Origin of the sequence: Streptomyces bohaiensis, from assembly GCF_012033785.1 — a bacterium.
In the GTDB taxonomy this organism is placed as follows: domain Bacteria; phylum Actinomycetota; class Actinomycetes; order Streptomycetales; family Streptomycetaceae; genus Streptomyces; species Streptomyces bohaiensis.
Window position 1 is genome coordinate 1 of record NZ_JAAVJC010000328.1, and the last position, 4812, is coordinate 4812.

3 protein-coding genes and 1 pseudogene are annotated in these 4812 nt (G+C 77.0%); 1 reads left to right on the plus strand and 3 read right to left on the minus strand.

All coding sequences use genetic code 11. The features are described 5' to 3' along the window. Both HCN52_RS21920 and HCN52_RS21925 read right to left on the minus strand, forming a co-directional pair. Positions 1–621, minus strand: a pseudogene (locus HCN52_RS21920) (hypothetical protein); the annotation flags it as partial. Positions 622–980: 359 nt separating this feature from the next. Next, positions 981–2786, minus strand: coding sequence for a gamma-glutamyltransferase family protein (locus HCN52_RS21925; protein WP_168090173.1), 1806 nt, complete (start codon positions 2784–2786; stop codon positions 981–983). A 125-nt stretch (positions 2787–2911) separates the two neighbouring features. Between HCN52_RS21925 and HCN52_RS21930 the strand changes: the two genes are divergently transcribed. Next, positions 2912–3280: a tetratricopeptide repeat protein gene (locus HCN52_RS21930; protein ID WP_168090174.1), complete on the plus strand. Its 369-nt coding sequence runs from the start codon at positions 2912–2914 to the stop codon at positions 3278–3280. A 70-nt stretch (positions 3281–3350) separates the two neighbouring features. Here the strand turns inward: HCN52_RS21930 and HCN52_RS21935 are convergent, their stop codons facing one another. Then, positions 3351–4139 (minus strand): ATP nucleotide 3'-pyrophosphokinase, encoded by a 789-nt coding sequence (locus HCN52_RS21935; RefSeq protein WP_168090175.1) that lies wholly within the window; start codon positions 4137–4139, stop codon positions 3351–3353. Positions 4140–4812: the final 673 nt, after the last annotated feature.

Below are 4812 nucleotides of genomic sequence, written 5' to 3' on the forward strand. Positions count from 1 at the left end.
GGGCGGAGGCGTGGCGGGGACGGGGCCGTCCGCGCCGTCCTGCGGCGCTCCTGCCCCGCGTGCAGCGGGCGCCGCGCCCGTTCGCTGCACGGTGCGGCCCGCTCCGACGGCGGAGAGGGCCGCCGCTCGGGCATGCAGTTCCGCCAGCCGTGCCCGATGCCGCGCGCCGTCGTCCTCGGCCCACATGCGCAGGGTCGCCAGTCGGTCGCCCTCCTGGCCGTGCCCCGCCGAGCGGGCCGACTGCTCGGCGACGGCGAGGCGGTGGCCGCGTTCGACGGCCTCCCTCGCGGCGTGCTCCGCGAGGCCGACCCGGCGCAGCAGGTCGTCGCGGGCGGCCGGGCGGCCGTCCTGGGCGGCGGCCGCGGCAGCGTAGCCGGTGCGGAGTCGTTCCTCCCGCTCCCGGGCCGCGCGCGGTCCGGCGCCGCAGGCGAGGTCCTGCACCAGGTCGGCGACGACGTCCCACGGCGGAAGGTCGAGACCGGCCAGCCAGGTCTCCAGCTCTGCGGGGGCGCGGCGTGCGAACGCGGCGAACCAGCCGGCGCCCGGGTCCAGCTCCGCCGTCAGTGCGCGCAGCTCGACGGTGAACGCCGCCAGCTCCCGTCCCGGTGCGGATATCTCCATCCCGGTACTGAAGCCGAGCTGTGCAACGCCTGTGTTTCCGTTCGGCTACGGACAGTTTTCACGGCTGCGGTCGGTGGCGATCCGGCCACGGAACGCCCAGTCGCACGGAGGGCCGGAGAGCGCCCCACGTGCGCTCCGTGGCGCGGAAGCGGGCGCGCGCCCTTTCTACCGTGTGCCGCGTGCGCCCGCCACGCCGCCCCGCCCGTCGCAGCTCCGGCCGAGGTGGCTCCGTCCCGGGCCGGGCCGGGACGCCCGGGGCGTCGGGACGCGGGCCGATGCTCCCGGCGCCGGCCCGGGAGCGCCGCCGGGCTGACCCGGTCGCCCGCGCATGGCGGGAAACCACGTCCGGCGGCCCCCGGTCACCGGCCCACGGCGTATCCCTGCATCCCGCGCGGATTGGCCGCGGCCGCCAGAACCCCCGTCTCCGGGTCGCGCGCCACCGCGCACAGCCGTCCCTCCGTCCACGCCCCGGCCACCGTGACGCGGTGCCCCCGTGCCCGGAGAGCGGCGACGGTCTCCACGCCCGCGCGCTCCTCGACGGTGACGGAACCCGGGTCCATGCCGCGCGGGTAGAACGAGCTGGGGAAGCTGTCCTGGTGCCAGTTGGGCTCGTCCATCGCGCCCTGGAGGTCCAGCGACCCCCGGACCGCGTCCCGCATCGCCACCGAGAGGAAGAAGTGCGTCTGCCACTGGTCCTGCTGGTCCCCGCCCGGCGTGCCGAACGCCATGACCGGGCGGCCGTCGCGCAGCGCCAGCGACGGGGAGAGCGTCGTGCGGGGGCGGCGGCCGGGGGTGAGGGAGGACGGAAGGCCCGGCTCCAGCCAGGTCATCTGCAGACGGGTGCCGAGCGGGAAGCCGAGTCCCGGCACGACCGGGCTGGACTGCAACCAGCCGCCGCTGGGCGTCGCGCTGACCATGTTGCCCCAGCGGTCCACCACGTCGACGTGGCAGGTGTCGCCGCGGACCTCCCCGTCACGGCCGACCGTCGGCTCGCCCGCGCCGGCGACCGGGTCCGGCGGCGTCCACCCGGGCAGCGTTCCGGCAGCGCCCGCGGCGTGCCGCGCGATCACCGGGGCCCTGCCCCCGGGCGAGCCGGGGCGAAGGTCGTGCGAGGCCTCGGCGCCGATCAGCCGCCGGCGCTCCGCGTTGTAGCCGGGGGAGAGCAGGTCGGCCAGCGGAACCTCGGCGGCGTCCCCGTACCAGGCCTCCCGGTCGGCCATGGCCAGCTTGCCGCCCTCGACCAGCGCGTGCACGTAGTCCGGCGTGCCCAGGTCCCCGGCCCCCACCCCCGGGTCGAGCAGGGCGAGCTGCTGGAGCAGGACCGGCCCCTGGGACCAGGGCCCCGGCTTGCAGACGGTCCAGCCGCGCCAGTCGTACCGCACCGGCTCCTCGAAGGAGGCCGACCACCGCGCCAGGTCGTCACCGGTCAGGGTCGAGGCGTGGCGCTCACCGGAGGAGTCCATCGCGGGCCGGGCCGCGTGGGCGTCGATCGCCTCGGCTATGAAGCCCTCCCGCCAGACGCGGCGGGCGGCCTCTATGCGCGCCTCGCGGTCGGGGCCCGCCGCCTCGGACTCCGCGACGAGGCGGCGCCAGGTAGCGGCCAGATCGGGGTTGCGCAGCAGCGCACCGCCCGCGGGTGCCCGGCCGCCGGGCAGGTACACCTCCGCGGAGGAGGTCCATTCCTTCTCGAACAACTCCCGCACCCGCTCGACCGCGACACCGACCCGGTCGAGAGCGGGGTGCCCGTGCTCGGCGTAGCCGATGGCGTACCGCAGCACCTGGGCGGGGGAGCGGGTCCCCAGGTCGCGCAGCATCAGCATCCAGCCGTCGAACGCGCCGGGTACGGCGGCCGCCAGCGGTCCGGTGCCGGGCACCACGTCCAGGCCCAGCGACGTGTAGTGCCCGATGGTGGCCGCGGCGGGGGCCGGGCCCTGCCCGCAGAGCACGCGCACCGGGCCGTCGGCCGGAGCCACGATCGCCGGCACCTCGCCGGCGGGTCCGTTCAGATGGGGCTCGACCACCTGGAGGACGAAACCCGCCGCGACGGCCGCGTCGAACGCGTTGCCGCCGTCCTCCAGCACCGCCATCGCGGTCTGGGAGGCGAGCCAGTGGGTACTGGAGACCATGCCGAAGGTGCCCTGGAGGGTGGGACGCGTCGTGAACATGCGGGGGAGCGTACGCGCCGCCCACCGCCGCGACCAGGGGCGCGTCCTCCGCCGGGGCCGGCCGCGGTCGCCGCGGAATACCACCGGCGCGGCCGATGTTGCAGCCGACGCACGGGAGGAGCCCCATGAACACCGACGCCGACCTCATCGACCGGTACCGCCGAGCCCAGCTCTTCTTCGAGGCGCGCGACTACGGGGAGGCCGCGCGCCTGGCCCGCGAACTCGTGGACGCCGAGCCCGGCCGGCTGGACCTCCGGATCCTGCTGGCGCGTGCGCTCTACCACTCCGCGCAGCTGAACCGCGCCGAGGCGGAGCTGCGCCACATCGTCGACCGCTACCCGGACGAGTCCTACGCGCGGCTGATGCTGGGCCGCACGCTCGAGCGGCTCGGCCGGGCGTCGGAGGCGACGGCCCACCTCCGGCTCGCCGCGGCGCTGAGCGGTGAACCGGTCGACGCCCCGCGGCGGTTGGCCTCCCAGGACGGGGCGGGCTGACGCCGGCACCGCGCATCCGTGGCCGCGACGGTGGTCCCCGTCGCGGCCACGGGCATGTCGGGGGGAGGGGTCAGCCGACCGGCGCCGGGACGGGGCGCGTGGCGGGGGAGGACACGCCGGGGGCCGCCAACCGTTCCGCGCCCTCCGGGACGGGGACGGCCCCGAAGATGAAGGCCTGCTGCTCCCGCAGCTCCGCGGCGCGTTCCGGGGAGGTCGACGGCAGCCGCTCCTCCTCGTACAGCGGGTGGGTCAGGGTCGCCGCGGCGCGGCTGGCCGGGGTGTGGAACTGCACCTCGAAGGGGTGGGCGGCCGCGGGCTCCCGCCAGGTGGAGTTGACGGCCTGGTAGCGGCCGGTGCTGCCCCAGGTGTTGGACCAGCGGGCCGGGGCGTGGTGCCAGGCGTGGAGCAGCTCCGCGGCGTCCGCGACGCCCTCGCTGTACTCCCCGTCCTCCCACTGCAGGGTGTAGCGGACCGAGTCGTTGATCTCGGCGAGGACGTCGTCCACGGACTTCTCCGGCGACTCGTCGAGCCAGGTGGCCACCTTGCGCTTGAGGGAGCCCTCCGTCTTCAGCCGGTTGTCGAACCCGACCAGCTCCGCCGCGGTCAGTTCGGCGACCCGCACCAGCTCCGGACTGATCCGGCGCTCGGCCTCGGCGGCCCGGTCCAGGTAGGCGTCGACCGCGGCGTTCTCCTCGCTGTCCAGGGTCAGTCCCTCGCCCGCCCAGGCGGGTTCCCGGGCGGTCTGCTGCGCCGTGGGGGCGGGCGACGGCTGGGAGGCGGCAGCGGTGGGCGCCAGCAGCGCCGAGAGCACGGCGGCGGTGCCCAGCGCGCGGCGGATGCTGCGGCGGCGGAAGGTCATGCGCGGGTCCCCTGTCGTCAATGCGGCCCGGCGGCCGCGGTCGGGTGGTGCGCTCGGCACAACGCACCGCCCGGGGCGCGGTCACCAGGCACCGCCCGGACGGGCTACCGGCCCGCGGCGCACGAAAGGGCCCGCACTCCGGGCGAGCGCTACGGAGCGCATCCCGGGGTAGCGCGCTGTCCGACGGGGCGCGCCCCCGAGGGGCGTCGCGAACCGCCCGGTGACCCGTCGGCCCGAGACGGAGCCGACTCGGGCCCTTCAGGAGCGGACCCGGGCGGTCGGACCGCCCGGGGTGCCCGTACGGATACGGCGGGACGGCGGGGCCCGTGCGCGGGCGGAGCGGCGCCGGGGCTGAGAGCGTGTACGAGGCCCCACGCCGGGCTCGTGACGCCGGCTACGGCCATCTGCCGCTTTGCCGGAGATGCCCGCACGCAACCCGGTATGAGGGCGCTGCTCCGCTGTGCGGCTGACCGCCTCCGACGCCGGGAGCCGATCCGACGCGGGGTCTCGCACCCGCTCTGAGCCACCGGGCCGCACGGGGGACCCGGACCCCCGCCGTGCCCGCCGGACACCGCCGCCCCGCCCCATGCGGGCAGTGCGGAGCTCCGCCGGGGCGGGCGAGGGACTGACCCTGGACAGCGAGGAGAACGCCGCGGTCGACGCCTACCTGGAC

What these genes read in the sequence shown, in the direction of transcription:
- HCN52_RS21925 (WP_168090173.1), bottom strand. Translation starts at nt 2,786, where the DNA reads ATGTTCACGACGCGTCCCACCCTCCAGGGCACCTTCGGCATGGTCTCC.
- HCN52_RS21930 (WP_168090174.1), top strand. Translation starts at nt 2,912, where the DNA reads ATGAACACCGACGCCGACCTCATCGACCGGTACCGCCGAGCCCAGCTC.
- HCN52_RS21935 (WP_168090175.1), bottom strand. Translation starts at nt 4,139, where the DNA reads ATGACCTTCCGCCGCCGCAGCATCCGCCGCGCGCTGGGCACCGCCGCC.